This window comes from 'Cynodon dactylon' phytoplasma, assembly GCF_009268075.1.
Classification (GTDB): Bacteria; Bacillota_I; Bacilli_A; order Acholeplasmatales; family Acholeplasmataceae; genus Phytoplasma; species Phytoplasma cynodontis.
On record NZ_VWOH01000006.1, the window covers coordinates 1 to 17589 of the forward strand.

General features: G+C 18.4%; 16 protein-coding genes. 10 read left to right on the top strand and 6 right to left on the bottom strand.

Going from position 1 to position 17589, the window contains the following annotated elements; translation table 11 throughout:
- A partial coding sequence (locus tag F1741_RS02035) for a hypothetical protein (RefSeq protein ID WP_152309952.1) occupies positions 1–296 on the bottom strand: 296 nt, incomplete at its 3' end.
- A gap of 574 nt (positions 297–870) precedes the next feature.
- On the bottom strand, positions 871–1527 hold the full coding sequence (locus tag F1741_RS02040) for an adenylate kinase (RefSeq protein ID WP_152309953.1): 657 nt from the start codon (positions 1525–1527) through the stop codon (positions 871–873).
- 1180 nt (positions 1528–2707) lie between these two features.
- On the opposite strand from F1741_RS02040, the gene rpsD reads away from it, so the two are divergent.
- The 9 genes from rpsD to F1741_RS02085 all read left to right on the top strand — a co-directional run bounded on the left by rpsD (position 2708) and on the right by F1741_RS02085 (position 13220).
- Positions 2708–3319, top strand: a complete 612-nt coding sequence (gene rpsD, locus F1741_RS02045; RefSeq protein ID WP_152309954.1) for a 30S ribosomal protein S4 — start codon at positions 2708–2710, stop codon at positions 3317–3319.
- A 146-nt stretch (positions 3320–3465) separates the two neighbouring features.
- Positions 3466–6117 carry a magnesium-translocating P-type ATPase gene (mgtA, locus tag F1741_RS02050; RefSeq protein ID WP_152309955.1) on the top strand — a complete coding sequence of 884 codons (2652 nt, stop codon included), beginning with the start codon at positions 3466–3468 and terminating at the stop codon, positions 6115–6117.
- Positions 6118–6171: 54 nt separating this feature from the next.
- A complete protein-coding gene (locus F1741_RS02055; RefSeq protein WP_152309956.1) occupies positions 6172–6942 on the top strand; it encodes a diadenylate cyclase in 771 nt (256 codons plus the stop codon).
- 258 nt (positions 6943–7200) lie between these two features.
- The gene (gene dnaX / locus F1741_RS02060; RefSeq protein WP_152309957.1) at positions 7201–8943 is read left to right on the top strand and encodes a DNA polymerase III subunit gamma/tau; all 1743 of its coding nucleotides are present in this window, start codon (positions 7201–7203) and stop codon (positions 8941–8943) included.
- Between the two features lie 2 nt (positions 8944–8945).
- Positions 8946–9245 (top strand): YbaB/EbfC family nucleoid-associated protein, encoded by a 300-nt coding sequence (locus F1741_RS02065; RefSeq protein WP_244609574.1) that lies wholly within the window; start codon positions 8946–8948, stop codon positions 9243–9245.
- A 26-nt stretch (positions 9246–9271) separates the two neighbouring features.
- Entirely contained in the window at positions 9272–9808 is a 537-nt protein-coding gene (gene rpoE, locus F1741_RS02070) for a DNA-directed RNA polymerase subunit delta (protein ID WP_152309958.1), read from the top strand.
- 88 nt (positions 9809–9896) lie between these two features.
- Positions 9897–10634 (top strand): CDP-alcohol phosphatidyltransferase family protein, encoded by a 738-nt coding sequence (locus F1741_RS02075; protein WP_152309959.1) that lies wholly within the window; start codon positions 9897–9899, stop codon positions 10632–10634.
- Between the two features lie 21 nt (positions 10635–10655).
- On the top strand, positions 10656–11534 hold the full coding sequence (locus F1741_RS02080) for a phosphatidylserine decarboxylase (RefSeq protein WP_152309960.1): 879 nt from the start codon (positions 10656–10658) through the stop codon (positions 11532–11534).
- A 51-nt stretch (positions 11535–11585) separates the two neighbouring features.
- Positions 11586–13220 carry a CTP synthase gene (locus tag F1741_RS02085; protein ID WP_152309961.1) on the top strand — a complete coding sequence of 545 codons (1635 nt, stop codon included), beginning with the start codon at positions 11586–11588 and terminating at the stop codon, positions 13218–13220.
- A 134-nt stretch (positions 13221–13354) separates the two neighbouring features.
- Here F1741_RS02085 and F1741_RS02090 read toward each other — a convergent pair whose 3' ends face one another.
- The 4 genes from F1741_RS02090 to plsX form a co-directional block, all read right to left on the bottom strand.
- Complete coding sequence (locus tag F1741_RS02090) at positions 13355–13834, bottom strand: hypothetical protein (protein WP_152309962.1); 480 nt, start codon at positions 13832–13834, stop codon at positions 13355–13357.
- 125 nt (positions 13835–13959) lie between these two features.
- On the bottom strand, positions 13960–14571 hold the full coding sequence (locus F1741_RS02095; RefSeq protein WP_152309963.1) for a DnaD domain protein: 612 nt from the start codon (positions 14569–14571) through the stop codon (positions 13960–13962).
- A 1-nt stretch (position 14572) separates the two neighbouring features.
- Positions 14573–15256, bottom strand: coding sequence for a ribonuclease III (gene rnc, locus F1741_RS02100; RefSeq protein ID WP_193310883.1), 684 nt, complete (start codon positions 15254–15256; stop codon positions 14573–14575).
- Between the two features lie 10 nt (positions 15257–15266).
- Positions 15267–16289, bottom strand: a complete 1023-nt coding sequence (plsX, locus tag F1741_RS02105) for a phosphate acyltransferase PlsX (protein ID WP_152309965.1) — start codon at positions 16287–16289, stop codon at positions 15267–15269.
- A gap of 384 nt (positions 16290–16673) precedes the next feature.
- Between plsX and F1741_RS02110 the strand changes: the two genes are divergently transcribed.
- Positions 16674–17589: hypothetical protein (locus F1741_RS02110; protein WP_152309966.1), on the top strand; the 916-nt coding region annotated here is incomplete at its 3' end.

Sequence of the window (17589 nt, forward strand, 5' to 3'; positions counted from 1 at the left end):
AATAATTCTTTATTATTGGATAATTCTGGAAAAATATTTTTTAATTTTCTTATTGAAGTTGAATATTGATAATTTTTTTCTTTTTCGTTTTTTTCAAAATATTTATTATCTAATTTTTGAATATATTTTTTTTGAAATGAATTGTAAAAATTTTTTTTTTTTTGATCAAAATAATTTAATATTGTAATTATTAAAATTAAAAAAAATAAAATATTTATATAAAAAAAAAATAATCTAGCAAAAAAGGGAACAGCAAATATTGTTATTTTTTTAATATTTCTGAATTTATTTTTCATTTTTATCAAATTGTGAAACTTTCTAATTTTTTTAAAAAAATTATTATTAAACTTAATTAAAAAAAATTTTTTTGTTAAAGATATTAAATTTACTTTTTATTAGTTATTATATGTTCTGTTTTTAAAAAAATAACTTAATTTATTAATTAAAGTTAATTCAAGACAAATATTAACAAATCAAGATATTTATATTAAATTAATTTTTTTTGTTAATTTTTAGTTTTTTTTTATTTTATTGAATTATGATTTATTTTAAAATAATTTTGTTTTAAAATAATAAAAATATAATCAAATAATAAAAAAATTGTTTTTAAGTTTTTATTTTATTCAAATTTTTATTAGATTTTATAAAGAATAAATAAAAAGAGTAATTGAAATTAATAAGCATAAAAAAAAATTAAATATATTAATTTAAATAAGAAAATTAAAATAATAAAAATAATAATTAGCAAAAATATGTTTATGTATAATTATTATATCTATAAAATTGATATTTTTTTACATATTTTGTAAAATTTTTATTATTTTTTTGTTATTTATTATTTTTGATATTTATTTTATTAAAGTTGATATTTTAATTAACTAATAATTTTTCTAAAATTATATCTGTTATTTTTTTAATAGAATTTTCAGAATTACTTGTTTTAATCTCTATTATCTTATTCATTTTATTATAGTAATCAACTATAGGAAAAGTTTCTTTTTTATATATATTTAAACGTTTTAAAAAAGTTTCTATATTGTCATCTTTTCTTTGTATTAAGATACTATTGTCATTATCACACAAATTTTTTATTTTAGGCATTTTTGTTTCTTTATGATATATTTCTCCACATTTAGGACAAATGATTCTGCCTATTATTCTTTTTTTTAAAAAATCTTCATCAGAGTTTAGATAAATTACTTTATTTAAATCCATTTTTTTTTTACTTAGTTCTTGAGTTAAAAAATATGCTTGTTTTAAATTACGAGGAAAACCATCTAATATAAAACCATTTTTTAATTCTTTTTTGTTTAAATATTGACTTATTATTTCATTTGTTATTTCGTCTGGAACTAACAAACCTTTTTTTATATAAGAATCTATCTTCAATCCTAGTTTAGTTTTTTTTTGCAAATTTTGTCTAAAAATATCTCCTACGCAAATATGAGGTATTTGAAAATGTTTAGATAAAATAGAAGATTGTGTTCCTTTACCAGTAGCTGGAGGCCCTAATAATATTATTTTCATCTTTATTTTTGTATTCAGCCTTTCTTTATTTTAAAAAATAGTTTCAATTAAATTTTATTATTATTTATTTCATTATTTTAAAAATTAAGATATATTAAAATTAATAATTTATTATAATTTAAACTTATTTCAATATATTTCTCTTAATAATACTATTTTAATAATATATTAATTTTAATTTTCTTTCTGAAAAACTTTATTTTAAAAACGATTATGAAATAAGCATGATAATGAAATGTTATTAGATATTTTACAATAATTAGATATTACATAATAAATTTGAAATTTAGCTATTTATTTTGTTTATAAGTTTATTTATAAGTTATCAATATATAAAAATATTTTAATTCAAATATTATGTTACTAATTTATAGTTTTTGTAGTTATAATTACAATTATATTATTAAGTTTATATTTGACATCGTAAAAATAATGTCAAAATGAGCAATTTAATTAAAGATCAAAAAAACTTAAAATAAACAATAACTAATAATAATAACTAAAATTATAACTAAGTATTAAGTATTGTGATAATTTTATGTTAATTTTAAATTGAATTTTTTATTTTTATATTTTTGCTGTGTTTATTTTGAGTTTTTTTGATCTTTAATAACAAAATAATAATCTAATTTTTTAATTAAATTTAATTACTTTTTTATTAATTACTTAGTATTTATATCATATAAACAACCAAAATGCAATAAAAATTATTAAATTTTGAATAGAATCAAATTTTAATTTTATCTTGATTTTATTATAATTATCATAAATATTTCAATAAATTGAATTTTCTTGACTAATTATTTTTTTTGAATTAAAATAACATATGATTAATTAAAAAATTATTAAAAATATAAAATCAATTATTTAATATAATGTTATAATATTACAATACGTTATTTATGATATTTAATTTATTATTTTAGTTTTAGTTTATATATTTTAATTTACTTTTAATTTGTAGTTTTTGCATATTTTTGCATATTATAAGTTTTTTTAAAAGTTTTTTTATATATATAAATAATAAGAAACTATGAAGAAAAATTATAAAATTATGTAATTATAAAATATGTAAGTTTATAATAAAAAAATGATAAATAAAAAATTAATAAATTAGAATTAAAAATAAAGAAATAAATATAAATAAAATAAGTTCAAAGTTTAAGGAGAAAAACAAAAAATGTCTTATAAAAATCCATTATGGAAAGTATCCCGTCGTCTTAATTATTCTTTGTCAGAAACTGGAAAGGAACTAATAAAAAAAAATAATTTGTATTCTGATAAACAAAAAAGAAGAAAAAGTAAAAATAGTGATTATGGAATCCAATTACAAGAAAAACAAAAAGTACGTTTAACATATGGAATTTCAGAAAAACAATTTAAAAACATTTTCAAAAAAGCTAGTAAAATGAAAGGAATACATGGAGAAAATTTTCTAATTTTACTGGAATCTAGATTAGATAATATAGTTTATAGATTAAATATAGCTAAAACAAGAGCTCAAGCAAAACAATTAATATCTCATGGTCATATTTTGGTAGAGTCTAAAAAAGTTGATATTTGTTCTTATATTTTAAAACCAGGTCAACATATTTCTATAAGTACCAAATCGAGAGATTTAAAATTTATTCAGGATTCTTTAAAAAGTATTAATAATTCTTCTAAAAATAAAACAGAATATATTTCTTTTGATTCTGATAAAATGATAGGAAAATACATAAGATATCCAAAAAGAAATGAGTTTTTATCAAATATAAACGAACAACTTATTGTTGAGTTTTATAACAGATAATTTTAATAATCACAAATTAAAAATAATAAAATAGATTTTTTTAAAAAAAAAAAAAATAATAGTTAGATAAATGTAATTTATTTTTTTATTTTTTTATAATTATTTATCTGTTTTAATTTAACAATATTTAAAAAAATGTGAAAAAAATGATTGAAAAAAATAAAGAAAATTTTTCTTTTTATAAAGATATTAGTTTACAAAAAATTGAAAATTTGGAAAAATATTTTGAAACTAATTTAAAAAAAGGTTTAACTCAGGAAGAAGCTAAAAATAGAGAAAAAAAATATGGGCTTAATATTTTAGAGCAAAAAAAAAAAGAAATTTTTAAAAAAATCATAAGAATTTTATTAAATCCTTTTAATATTATTTTGTTTTTTTTAATTTTAACTACTTTTTTGAAAGATATTTATTTTGATAAAAATAAAGATTATTCCACTATAATAATAGTTTTAGTTATACTTTTTATATCTAATATAGTTTATTTTGTACAAGAGCTGAAATTTTCAAAAATTTCTGAAAAATTTAAAAAAATAACTCAAACAAGTGTTTCTATAAAAAGAGATGGAAAAATTATCGAAATTAGTTCTGATATGGTTGTTATCGGTGATATTATTTATTTGTCGGCAGGAGATATTATACCTGCTGATATAAGGTTATATCAAACTAAAGATTTTTTTGTAAAAGAAACTTCTTTAACAGGTGAAAATGAACCAATTGAAAAAAATGCTCTCTATATTAATGATAATTATAAAAATATTTTAGAAGATAAAAAAATTGTTTTTATGGGGACTAATGTTATTAGTGGTTATGCGAAAGGCATAGTTATTTCTACAGGGAATAGTACTTATTTAGGAAAAATAAACAAAATAGTTAATAAACAAAAATATTTTGATCATCAAAAAGATATTAATTCTATTTCAAGTTTATTGATTTATTCTACTTTTTTTATATTTCCTTTGATTTTTATTATAAATTTTTGTAAAAATTCTGCAAATTTTGATTTTTTAAATATTTTTTTATTATCATTAACTGTTATTTTAGGAATAACTCCTGAAATGTTACCATTAATTACTACATTATCTTTTTTTCATGGCGTAATTAATTTATCAAAACAAAAAATTATTGTTAAAAGTTTATATTCAATACAAGATTTAGCTACTATGAATTTTTTGTTTACTGATAAAACAGGAACTTTAACCGAAGATAAAATTCAAATAAATGAATATTTAGATTTAAATAATAAATTAAGTAAAAAAGTTTTAAAATATTCTTTTTTAAATAGTTTTTTTCAAACAGGTTTAAAAAGTTCTATAGATATTTCTATAATAAAGGAAATGGAAAAACAAGAAGATTTTAAAACTTTTGATTATTTTAAAGAAAAAAACAGCAAAATAGATGAAATTCCTTTCGATTTTAAAAGAAGAATTGTTAGTGTTATTATTAAAAACAATATGAAAAAAAATAATTTTAAGATTATTAGTAAGGGAGCTATTGAGGAAATTTTAAATATTTGTGATTATACCGAAATTTATAATCATCAAACTAAAAAAAAAGAATTATTTTCCATCAATAAAGAAAACATTAGAAAAAAAATTAATTTTTATAATAAAAAAGGGATGCGTGTAATAGGAGTAGCCTATAAAGATATAGATAATATATCTTCTTTAAATAATGAATTTAATAATCAAAAAATAGAATTTAATATGATTATGATTGGTTTTTTAACTTTTTTTGATATTCCTAAAAAAAGTGCTATTGAAGTTGTTAATTTACTAAAAAAACATGAAGTTAAAATAAAAATATTAACTGGTGATAATGAAATTTTGACTAAAAATATAGCTTCTCAAATAAATATTGAAAATCATAATCATTTTCTTTTGGGAAAAGATATAGATAAAATGGATGATGAAACACTATATCAAAAAGCTTTGAAAATTAATATTTTTGCTAAATTAACTCCAGAGCATAAATCACGGATTGTATCTATATTTAGAAGGAAAAAAAATATTATAGGTTTTATGGGTGATGGTATTAATGATGCTCCGGCTATGCAAAAAGCTAATTTAGCTATTTCTGTAGAAGCTGGTGTAGATATAGCGAAAGAAGCATCAGACATTATTTTTTTAGACAAAGACTTAAAAATTATAATAAATTGCATTTTAGAAGGAAGAAGAGTATATACTAATATAATGAAATATATTAAATTTACTTTATCTTCTAATTTTAGTAATATTTTCAGTATTATTTTAGCTTCTTTATATTTACCTTTTATTCCTTTATTACATATTCAAATTTTGTTTTTAAATTTGATTTATGATTTAATATGTGTTTCTTTACCTTTTGATAATGTTGAATATATTTATTTAGAAAAACCTAGAAAATGGAATTTTAAAAAAATTATTAATTTTATGTTAATATTTGGTTTTGTAGCTTTATTATTTGATTTGATATTTTGGATAACTTTATATAAGTTTATTTCAACAGAAAGTTCTTTTTTTCAATCTAGTTGGTTTATTTTTTCTTTTTGGACTCAAATTATAAATATTTTATTTTTAAGAACAGAAAAAACTTTTAAAAATTTTAAAATTTCAATTTTTTTATTATCTTCTATTATATTTTCATTTGTTTTAACATTTTTGATTTTTTATATTCCTTCTTTTACAAAATTACTATATTTCACTAATCCTTTTCTTAATAAAAAGTATATGTTTTTATTATTATTTTCTCTTTTGTTATATATTTTGGTTTTAATAAAAATTAAAAAAATATTTATTAAAAAAAATAAAGAATTATTATAAAAAAATAGATAAATTCAATTTTGAGTATATAAATTAAAAAACAGGATATTTTATATGAGTATTGTATTAATATTACAAAATATTTTAAACATTATAATTTTATTTTTAATTATTTATATTTCTTTACATATTTTTTTTAGTAATTACGAATTACTCAAGATATTTTATTCTTTTTTTTTAGGATGTTTATTTGTATATTTTTTGAAAAAAAAATTTTTTCAAATATTTAATATAAATATAGAGGAAATTTTAGGATTTGATTTTTATACTTCTTTATTAACTTTTATTTTTCTTTTTCCAATTATTATTAAAGCTCCTTATTTAAGATTTCATTTACAAAATTTTTCGAAATTATGGAATAAAAATAAAACTTTTGCTATGGGAAGTAAAAATACTCAAATGAATATTATAGATTCTGTACTAACTCTTTCCAAAATGAAAATTGGAGCTTTAATCACTATTGAAAAATATAATTCTTTAGAACAATATGCCCAAAATTCTATTTTGATTGATGGAACAGTAACAAAAGAATTATTAATTAGTATTTTTTTACCAAATTCACCTTTACATGATGGAGCTGTTATTGTTAGAGGAGATAAGATAATTTCTGCAGGCGCTTATTTTATTTTATCTGAAAAACAAAATTTTGAAAAAAAAACGGGTTCTAGACATAGAGCTGCTTTAGGTATTAGTGAAAACAGCGATAGTATGAGTATTATTGTTTCTGAAGAAACTGGGAATATTTCTATTGCTTTTGAAGGTATTATTTTAAAAATGAATGATAAGGATCAAATTCAAGAATACTTATCTATGTTTATGATTTAAAATAATTTTTGCTATTTTGATTTTTAAATTGTATAATGTTAAATAGCAGTGTTTATCTTCTATTTTTTAAAAATAAATTTAATATATTATAAATTTGTGATTTTTAACAGATTTTGGTTATTTTTTTTATCTTTTATTTTTGAATTTTTTTTTATTTTTGTAACTATTTTAGAAAATTTTTTTTTAAATCTTTTAAAAAAAGATTAAGTTTATTATTTAACAAAAAAATAAAAATTTAAATAAAAGGTTTTAAAAAAAATGTCTTATATAACATTATATAGAAAATATAGGCCTAAAAATTTTAATAATATGGTTGGCCAATATATTATAGTTAAAACTTTAAAAAATGCTATTAAATATAAAAAAATTCATCATTGTTTTTTATTAAGTGGTGATAAAGGTGTAGGTAAAACTACTTTAGCTAAAATTTTAGCTAAAAGTATAAATTGTTTTTGTTTTGAAAAAGAAGAAGATTGTTGTAATAATTGTGAATCTTGTTCTATGATTGATAATAGAAATAGTTTAGACATAATAGAGATTGATGGAGCTTCTTATAATGGTGTTGATGAAATTAGAGAATTAAAAAATAAAGCTCAATACAAACCTAGTATTTTAAGATATAAGGTTTACATTATAGATGAAGTTCATGTTTTATCAAATAACGCTTTTAATGCTTTATTAAAATTATTAGAAGATCCACCTGTTAGTATTGTTTTTATTTTAATTACAAGTGAATTAAGAAAAATACCTAAAACTATTATTTCTAGATCTCAACATTTTCACTTAAAAAATTTATCTATTTTAGATATTAAAAAAAGATTAAATTATATTGTTAATCAAGAAAAAATTTTAATTGATGAAAATAGTTTAGATACTATATCTTTTTATTCTAATGGCAGTTTAAGAGATGCTTTAAACTTATTAGATCAAATAAATTCTTTCAAAAATAATGGTTGTTACATCACAAGAAAAGATATAGAAGAAGTTTTAGGAATTATTCCTAAAAAAAAAATAGAATTTTTATTAAAATGCTTTTTTAAAAACACAACTAAAGATATAATATTTTTTGTAGAAGAATTATTTCAATTAAGTAATATTAATATTTACCTTTTTGTTAGTGATTTGATCGATTTATGTCAAGTAAGATTAATAGATTTTTTTAAAAAAAATGATGATATCGATAATTTATTTTATTATTTATCTAATAACAAAAGAGAAAATTTTTTTAAAATATTATTTAAACTTCAAGAAAATTTAATTCATTCAAGACAAAAAGAAAATTTAATTAAAATTAGTTTTTTAGAAATAAGTCAACTTTTTATGGTTGATAATAAATTTTTATTTGAAAAAGATAATTTTAATGATAAAAAAGAAAATAAAATTTTTCTTCCTTCGATTATATATAAAAATTTCTTTATCAAAGATAATATAATTATATATGAAAAACATAAGACAAATAAAATTCATTTGGAATCAACAAAAAAAACAGATATTTTTGTTAAATGCTTAAAAAAAATTTTTTTATATTCTGATGAAAATACTAAAAATATAATAAAAAAAAGATGGTATAAATTGAAACAATTTCCTAAAAAAGAATTATCTATTGCGGCTAATATCTTATATAAAACAGATTTATTAATAATAAGTTCTCAGAAAGAGATGTTATTATCTTGTAATAATGAAAATGAGTATAAAAGATTATTAAATAGATGCATTAGAGACAAAATAAAATTAATTTTAAATTCTAAAAAAGAATTTATTAAGGAATATTTTGTAGTTTTAAAAAAAGATTGGGAAGAATTTTTATATCCTATTTATAAACAATTTTTAAAAACTAAGATTTTAAAAGATTCTGATTTTTATTATTTTGATACTCATTTTTATGAACAAAATTCTGTTTTAAATATAGAACAAAATAAAGAAATATTAGTTAGTTTAGCTAGAGAACTTTTTGGTTTTGAAAAAGTAGAAGTTATAAATACAGATTTAGTTAAGGAGTAGAAATGAAATTTTCTAAAAAAGAAATAGATATGTTTTTAAAAATAAAAAAAATTCAAGAAAAAATAGAAAATGCTCAAAAAAAATTAGAATCAAGAGAATTTACTTCTAGAGTAGGTGATATTTTTATAGTTATGCAAGGAACAAAACAGATAATAGATGTTCAAATTAAAAATATAGATTCTTTAAAAAATTTGGATTTGATACAAGAAAGTTTGCTTTTGTCTTTTAATGATTTGTTAAAACAAGTAGAAAAAGCATCGGAAGAATTATTTATTGAAGCTTCCAAAGAATATGAATTTTAATTTTTTTTTAAGGAGGTGAATATAATTTGAAAAATAGTGAAAATTTAAATAAGTCTATGTTAGATATTTCTTATGAAATTTTAAAAAAAAATAAAAAACCTATGTCTATTTATAAATTAATGGAAAAAGTTTTTAAAATAAAAAAAATAGATTTAGATAATAAAGAAAAATTATCTCAATTATATATTGATATAACTTTAAGTGGTCATTTTGTTTTTCATGGAAAAGATCTTTGGAGTATTAAAGAAGAATATTTGGATTTATGGGATAAAGAATATTTTGTCAATTCTGAAGATGAAAGTAATATTAATATTAAACAAGATCAAGATGAAATAGATAAAAAAATTTGTAATTTTGATGATTTTTTATTAAAACAAAGCGATTCAGAAGAACATAATGAAGAAGAAAAAGAAAGTGAATTAATACAAGAAGATTTATATTCTGATTTTAATTTAGAAAATGATGAAATTCAAAAAAAAATAGATTTTTCAGATGAAGAAACAGAAGTCGAAAAAGAAGATAACATTGAAGAATATGAATATTTAGATGAAGAAAATAAATAAAATAAATATTTTTTATTTATTAAAATTTAAAGTTTTAAAAATTTTTTAAATTTAAATATTTTCATTAACAAAAATAGAGGTTTTTACAATGTTCTTAGGTTTTTATAATTATACTGTTATTTTAACTTATTTAAATTTATTAAGTGGTTTTACAGGAATAATTTTGTCTATTCAAAATTATAATTTTGTTAATGCTTCTATATTTTTGTTAATATCAGGTATTTTTGATATTTTTGACGGTTTTATAAGTCGTCTTAAAACCAAACGTTCTATTCAAGAAAAAAAATACGGAATTCAAATAGATTCTTTAGCTGATATAGTTAGTTTTGGTATTCTTCCTATTTTTATAGGTTGGTCTTTTTTAAAAAAAGAATATATAAGTAATAAAAATTTTATTTTTCTTTTTTCTAATTCTTTAGAAAGTTTTCAAGTATTTTTTCTTTTTTGTTGTAGTTTTTATATTTTATCTGTTTTAATAAGATTAGCTTATTTTAATGTTACAATGGAAATAGACAAAAAAACAAAATTTCAAAATTATTATGTAGGTATTCCGGTTACTTTTTCTTCTATAATTTTTCCTTTTTTAATTTTATTACAAAATATATCTAAAAAATATTTTAATCAAAAAAGCAATTTTTTTTCCTTTTATTTAGATTATTACATTCGAATTTTTCCTCTAATTTATCTTTTTTTTGTTTTATTATTATCTTTTTTATTTATTTTTGAAAAAATTAAAATTAAAAAAAATAAAAATATTTTTTTTATTTTCTGCTTAACTAAATTTTTTTTAATATTAATTTTTTCAATTTATTATTTCGATCATTAAAAGGGAAAGTAAAAAATAAATATGTCTTCTAAAATTAATAAACAAAATATAATAAAAGATAAAAGATTGAATAGTAAAAAAAAATTATTTTTATATTCTAACTTAAATAAAAATTTGTTTAAAAGAATGTTATTAAAAATTTTAACTTCTAAATTTTTTGCTAATTTAATAAGTTTTTATTTCAAATCTTTTTTTTCTAAAATACATATTTTAAAAATAGTGAAAAAAAATAATATTGATTTAAATTTATTTAAAAAAACAAAATTTAGTTCTTATAATGATTTTTTTATTAGAGAATATAAAAAAATTTCTTTTTCAAGAAAAAGAACAATTTTTATAAGTCCTTGTGAAGGATTGATTAGTATTTATCCTATTTCTAATAATAGTTTCTATACGGTTAAAAATACAAAATATCATATCAGTGATCTTTTACGTAATGATGAATTATCAAAAGAATATACAAATGGTTATATAGTTATTTTTAGATTAAGACCTTCAGATTATCATCGTTATATTTTTATAGATAATGGAATAACAATTTCAAAAACATATAAAATAAGAGGTAGATTACATACTATTAGGCCTATAGCTTTTAAATATTTTAATGTTTTTAAAGAAAATAGCAGAGAATACACTATTCTTCAAACTAAAAATTTTGATAAAGTCATTCAAATAGAAGTAGGAGCTTTATGTGTGGGAAAAATAAATAATTATAAAATAGAAAAATTTGCAAAAGGTCAAGAAAAAGGTTTTTTTTCTTTTGGAGGTTCTACAGTTATTTTGTTAGTAAAAAAGGGGATAGTTTATTTTGACGAATATATTTTAAAAAATACTCTTTTAAATAAAGATACAGAAATTAAAATAGGTCAAAAAATAGGTACTAAAAATTTTATTATTTAATTTTTTTTTTTTTTTTAAAAAAACAAAAAATTTTTTTTTAGAAGGTGAGAAATGAATAAAATTAAAAAAGAAACTAAATTTATTTTTATTACAGGAGGAGTTGTTTCTGGTTTAGGAAAAGGTATTATTGCATCTGTTTTAGGACAAATTTTAAAAAAACGTGGTTTTAAAATTTTTATGCAAAAATTAGATCCTTATATTAATGTAGATTCTGGTACTATGAGCCCTTTTCAACATGGAGAAGTATTTGTTACTACTGATGGGGCTGAAACAGATTTAGATTTAGGACATTATGAAAGATTTTTAGATGAAAATTTAACTAAATTATCTAATATTACTACAGGACAAATTTATAAATCAGTTATTTCAAAAGAGCGCGAAGGTAAATACTTAGGAAAAACAGTTCAAGTAATTCCACATATTACGAACGAAATTAAAAATAAAATTTTACAAACATCTTTTTCTCATGATTATGATATTATCATTGTAGAAATTGGTGGTACTGTAGGTGATATTGAATCATTACCTTTCTTAGAATCTATTAGACAAATACGTCATGATTTAGGAATTCAAAATACTATTTATATTCATAATACTTTAGTACCTTTTTTAAAAACTTCTAAAGAAATTAAAACGAAACCTACTCAACATAGTATTAAAGAATTAAGATCTTTAGGTATTCAACCTCAGATTTTAGTTTTAAGAAGTGAAAAAAAAATTTCTTCTGATATTAAAAAAAAAATTTCTATTTTATGTGATGTAGAAGAAAATGCTATTTTTGAAAATATAAGTGTTAAAACATTATATGAAATAGTTATTAATTTAAATAATCAAAAAATAGATGATTTTATTTTAAATCATTTTCAAATTATTAATAATGCAAAAAAGAAAGATATCATAAAGTGGGAAAAATTAGTTTGCAAAATTAATAATTTGAAACATAAGATTAAAATTGCTTTAGTGGGTAAATATGTTTCTTTTCATGATGCTTATTTATCTACTATAGAAGCATTAAAACATTCTGCTTACTATTATAATACTCATATAGATATTGAATGGATTGATTCTGATTTGATAAATGAACATAATGTTGATCAAAAATTAGGTTTGTGTGATGGTATTTTGGTTCCTAGTGGTTTTGGTTGCAAAGGAATATCAGGAAAAATAACCACTATTAAATATGCTCGTGAAAACGATATTCCTTTTTTTGGTATTTGTCTCGGAATGCAAACAGCTATTATTGAATTTGCTCGTAATGTTTTAAATTTAAAAGAAGCTCATTCTACAGAAATGAATAAAAATACTCTTAATCCTGTTATTATAGAAAAAAAACATCAAAATAAAAATTTAGGAGGTACTTTAAGGTTAGGTTTGTTTCCTTGTTTATTAAAGAAAGATAGTAAAACTTTTGATGTTTTTCAAAAAGAAATTATTTATGAAAGGCATCGTCATAGATATATTTTTAATTACGAATATTTTTCTTTATTTAATAGTCATCCTAATTTTGTTTTTGCCGGATTAGGAATGAATGAAGATAAAGATTTAGTAGAAATTATAGAATTGAAAAATCATAGTTGGTTTGTCGGTGTTCAGTTTCATCCAGAATTTGTTTCCAGGACTTTTAATCCTCATCCTCTTTTTAAAGGTTTTATTTTATCTATTTTAAATAAAAAAAATTTTAAATAACAAAATCATTAATTATTTTTATATAAATAAAAAAAATATGCTTTTGCATATTTTTTACTTTTTTTTTAAAAAAAAAGAATATTATTTATAATAAAAAATAACTAGAAATTATTCTATTTGAATATATTTCTTTTTTATTTAATATCAAGATCAGATTTTAGCGCAGTGAAAGCACTATCTAATGATGTTTGTTTTGCAACATTGTTATATGAATCAGCAAAAGTATTCGCATTATAAGTATCTGGTATTGATACGTTTTTAATTGAATTAGATAGATCTGAGAAAAGCTTAATTGTAGTATCTTTTACTTTTTTATCGTTTTGTGCATTATAGTTATTTATAACTTCTACAAAGTCATTTATTTTTTTAACTGTATCGTCTATAAGTTGTTTTGCTTTATCTTTATCAGTTATTTTTGTTGCGTCTGCTGTATTCAATTTTAAATTAGCTTCACTTTTAGCAATTGTATCTTTATCTAAAATAATTTTTGTTTTAAAAGGGAAAAGACCTGCAAACCAAGCAAAAATTAAATAAACTAATAATACAGAAACTGCAGCAATTGAACCACCAATTGTTTTACCTTTTGTAGACTGCCAAAAATTTTCATTTTGCATAATATAATTTTTTATTTTCCTCCTATATTAATATTTTGTATATTTTTTATTAAATCTTTTTTATAAAGATTCAATACCATAATTATAACATAATTTCATAATTCAATAAAAAAACATGAAAAAAATTACTTAATTTTTTTAAAAATTTTATGAAGAATTTGATCATCTTGAAAATTTTTATTAAATATTTTTTTTTGTTTTTTATTTAAAATTGTTTCTATATAATTCAGGGAGGTTTTATTACATGAAAAAGATTCTTTTATAGAATTTATGATTTCTTTATGAGAATATTTTTTATCAGAATACCAATTTTTTATTATTTCTAATTCAAAACCAGTTAAATTTTTTCCTTTTAAATTTTCTAAAATTTCTATAGTTTCTTTTATATAATTTTTTTTAATTTCTTTTTTTATATTTTTTTTTTTCATGAAAAAGTTTTCTAATTGTGAAAAAGTATTTTCTAAATTTAATATTTCTATAATTTTATCTTTTTGTTTTTGTTGTACTATATCAAAAAAATTTTTTTTCATTAATTTTTCTAATATTAATTCAATTTCGTTTTTAGACCAATTAGTTTTTTCTACTAAATTTAAAGAAGAAAAACATTCCTTTTTTTCATCATTCAGTATTAAAAGCAAAATAGTTAATTCTTTTATTTCTAAATTTAAATTTTTATATTCTTTAATTAATATTTTCTCTATATTTAAATAACCTTCTTCATAAAGCATTTTTAACATTTCATTTTCCTCTTTTAGGAGATATTTTTTTAAGTGCTTTTTGTGCAGCTTTTTGTTCAGCAGCTTTTTTTGTTTTACCAGAACCTCTCCCTAAACATTGATTTTCTAAGTAAACTTCTGCAATAAATTTTTTTTCATGTGACAAACCTTTTTCAGAAATTATTTTATAGTAAATATTTTTTTTTTCTGTTTGAACTAATTCTTGTAATTTAGTTTTAAAATCTATAATGTTTAAAGTTTTTTTTAAACATGGTAAGACAACATAATAAAAAGTTTTTTCTGCTTCTTGATATCCTAAATCTAAATAAATAGCTCCAAAAAGAGCTTCAAAAGCATCTGCTACAATAGAATAATTATGTATATATCTTTTTTTTTCACCTTTACCTAATAAGATATAATCCTTTAATTTTATTTCTTTAGCATAAATCAATAAAGATTCAACACAAACTGCTTGAGCTCTTTTTTTAGTCATAACACCTTCATTGTCTTTATTTTTTTTGTATAAATAACTGGCCATTAGAAAATTAATAACTGCGTCTCCAAGAAATTCTAATCTTTCGTTATCTTTATATTTTAAGTTTTTTTCGTTAGCGTAAGAGCTATGTGTTAAAGCATTAATATAAAAGTCTATATTTTTAGGTTTGATATTTAATCTTTTGAATAGTTCTTTCATATATCTATTCATTTTTTTAAAATTATTTTAGGTTTTTGTTAATTTTATCAAAAAATTTTTTTTCTACTAAATTTTTAGCTTGAATAATAGCTTTATAAAAAGAATAATATTCAGAATTACCATGAGCTTTAATAACAATTTTTTTTAAACCTAAAAGAATCGCTCCTCCTAATTCTTTATTATCTATTTTTTTTTTTATTTCTTGTATTTTTTTTTTAAATAAAATTTTACTTACTATTTTTTTAAAATAATTTTCAGTCATAATTTTTTTAAAATAATAAAGTAATGTTTCTATGGCTCCTTCGTAACTTTTTAAAATCATATTAGTAGTAAATCCATCACTTATTAAAATATCAGCTTCAGAATTTAAAATATTATTCGGTTCTTCATTACCTTTAAAATATATATTTTTTTCTTTAGAAAGTAATTCAAAAGTTTCTTTTTCAAATTCTCTTCCTTTATTTTTTTCTGAACCTATGTTTAAAAGCTTTACTATAGGTTTTGATATTTTAAATATTTCTTTCATAATAACTGAAGAATAAATAGCAAAATTTAAAATTTGTTTTGGTTTTAAACTAATATTAGCTCCTGCATCTAATATAATTTTTTTTTTTTCATTATTTAAAGAAGAAAAAATAGGAGCTAAAGCAATTCTTTCGAAATTTTTTAATGTACCTATAATTAAATAACTTGATAGAATTAAAGCTTGTGTAGGACCTGCTGAAACTACTCCGTCAACTTCGTTATCTTTAGCTGCTTGAAGAGCTAAAAACATAGAACAAGAAGGATTATCTCTAAGTTCTTCTCTTATATTACAAACATCCATATTTAAAAATTTTGGAGTATGTATTATAGAAATTCTTTGATTAATTTGATCATGTAATTTGATTGAAATATCCTTATTTATAATATTATTTATTTTATCTTTGTCTCCATATAAAATAATATTTAATGATTTTTCTTTTTTTAATGCTTTTATTGCTCCTTTGACAATCATTTCAGGTGCGAAATCTCCACCCATAGCATCTATTGATAATTTAATCATTGATATAATTCCTTATTTTTAATAATATTTAAAAAATTTATTTGATAATATATGAATCAATTATAAATTTTTTAAATATTTCCTATAGATTATATCATATTTTATAATGTATTTATTTCAACTTTCTATTACTTTCTATTTAATATTTAAAAAAAAAATTTTTAAAAAACAGAATATTAATGAATTATATTAATAAAAAAATATTTATTTAAACATTTTTTTATGTTATAATAAATACTTAATTAAAAAAAGTTATCCTAAACAAAGCTAGATAATTTGATAAAATTTATTTTTTTAATTAATTTTTTTAATTATTTTTTTTGTTTTTTTTGTTTTAATAATAATTAAAAATATTTATTAGAAAGTTGTTTTATTTAATTTTTTATGAAAAGAAAAAATATTTTTTTTTACTTTTTATTTTTAATAATTTTAATAATAAATATAATAATTTTTTTTGCATTTTTAAATATTAGTTTTTTTTTATTTTTTGAAAAAAAATATTTTTTAAGTAAATTTAAATATAATTTTTTTTCAAAAAAAAATTATATTTTACCAAGATTAAAAGTAGAAAATTATCAAGAAAATTTAGAATTAGAATCAGACAATAAAAAAAACGAAATATATAGAATGTCAGGTTCACGTATAGAAGATATAATAATTAATAATTTTTTTAAAAAAAATTCAGAATTAAATGAAAAAAATATAAATAAAATTAAATTATTACATAAAAATTATGAAGATATAATTATAAATATTTTGTCTTTTATATTGTTGGATTTGCATTCAAAATATAGTTTTTATGATTTTGATTCTAAACAAATTAATGATAAAGAATATATTTTAGATTGTTTAACTAGATATGATATTTTAAAAACAGAAAAATTACCTATTTTTGTATCAAATATAAGAAAAGTTAATTTGCGAGAATCTTCTTTAACATCAGAAAAGAATATTTTGGCTTTCGTTAAAAACGAAAATTTATATAAAAAATATTTAAAATTTAAAGACAAGTATTCTTTTTCTCAATTCGAATTAGTAGCATCAGATGTTTTTTTTTATGAAAGTGATGAATTAAATAAACTTTTTGATTTTTTTATTTTTCGTATTTCTCAAAATGAAGAAATTAATCGCAAAAACAAAGAAGTTTTAACTCAAAAAAGAGATCAGTTAACAACGACAAAACAACAACTTATCGCTTTAGAAACAGAAATTCAGTCTTTAACAACAGAAATTAATCGCAAAGACAAAGAAGAAACTTTAATCAACCGCAAAGACGCTTTAGCAAGTAAAAAACAACAAC

What these genes read in the sequence shown, in the direction of transcription:
- rpsD (WP_152309954.1), top strand. Translation starts at nt 2,708, where the DNA reads ATGTCTTATAAAAATCCATTATGGAAAGTATCCCGTCGTCTTAATTAT.
- plsX (WP_152309965.1), bottom strand. Translation starts at nt 16,289, where the DNA reads ATGATTAAATTATCAATAGATGCTATGGGTGGAGATTTCGCACCTGAA.
- F1741_RS02090 (WP_152309962.1), bottom strand. Translation starts at nt 13,834, where the DNA reads ATGCAAAATGAAAATTTTTGGCAGTCTACAAAAGGTAAAACAATTGGT.
- F1741_RS02075 (WP_152309959.1), top strand. Translation starts at nt 9,897, where the DNA reads ATGTTCTTAGGTTTTTATAATTATACTGTTATTTTAACTTATTTAAAT.
- F1741_RS02085 (WP_152309961.1), top strand. Translation starts at nt 11,586, where the DNA reads ATGAATAAAATTAAAAAAGAAACTAAATTTATTTTTATTACAGGAGGA.
- rnc (WP_193310883.1), bottom strand. Translation starts at nt 15,256, where the DNA reads ATGAATAGATATATGAAAGAACTATTCAAAAGATTAAATATCAAACCT.
- F1741_RS02065 (WP_244609574.1), top strand. Translation starts at nt 8,946, where the DNA reads ATGAAATTTTCTAAAAAAGAAATAGATATGTTTTTAAAAATAAAAAAA.
- F1741_RS02040 (WP_152309953.1), bottom strand. Translation starts at nt 1,527, where the DNA reads ATGAAAATAATATTATTAGGGCCTCCAGCTACTGGTAAAGGAACACAA.
- F1741_RS02095 (WP_152309963.1), bottom strand. Translation starts at nt 14,571, where the DNA reads ATGTTAAAAATGCTTTATGAAGAAGGTTATTTAAATATAGAGAAAATA.
- dnaX (WP_152309957.1), top strand. Translation starts at nt 7,201, where the DNA reads ATGTCTTATATAACATTATATAGAAAATATAGGCCTAAAAATTTTAAT.
- F1741_RS02055 (WP_152309956.1), top strand. Translation starts at nt 6,172, where the DNA reads ATGAGTATTGTATTAATATTACAAAATATTTTAAACATTATAATTTTA.
- F1741_RS02080 (WP_152309960.1), top strand. Translation starts at nt 10,656, where the DNA reads ATGTCTTCTAAAATTAATAAACAAAATATAATAAAAGATAAAAGATTG.
- mgtA (WP_152309955.1), top strand. Translation starts at nt 3,466, where the DNA reads ATGATTGAAAAAAATAAAGAAAATTTTTCTTTTTATAAAGATATTAGT.